The 275-nt window shown below is 69.8% G+C and carries 1 protein-coding gene; it reads left to right on the forward strand.

All coding sequences use genetic code 11. The features are described from left to right. Positions 1 to 275: hypothetical protein (locus GT045_RS25665; protein ID WP_161335606.1), on the forward strand; the 275-nt coding region annotated here is incomplete at both ends.

The following is a 275-nucleotide window of genomic DNA, read 5'->3' on the forward strand; positions in this document are numbered from 1 at the left end:
CGGGTCGACCTGCCGACCTACGCCTTCCAGCGCGAACGCTACTGGGTCGAGCTCGTACGGCCCGACTCCGGAACTTCGCCCGCCCCGAAGGAAACCGCTGACTCCGGTTTCTGGGAGGCGGTGGAGCGTGGGGACGCGTCCGGGTTGGCGGATCTGCTGGCGTTGCCGGGCGATGAGTCGCTGACGGCGGTGCTGCCCGCGTTGTCGGCCTGGCGTCGTCAGGATCGTGAGCGGTCGGCTGTCGACAGCTGGCGTTATCGCGTGGCGTGGTCGCC

The sequence above is a fragment of the Streptomyces sp. SID486 genome, assembly GCF_009865385.1.
Classification (GTDB): domain Bacteria; phylum Actinomycetota; class Actinomycetes; order Streptomycetales; family Streptomycetaceae; genus Streptomyces.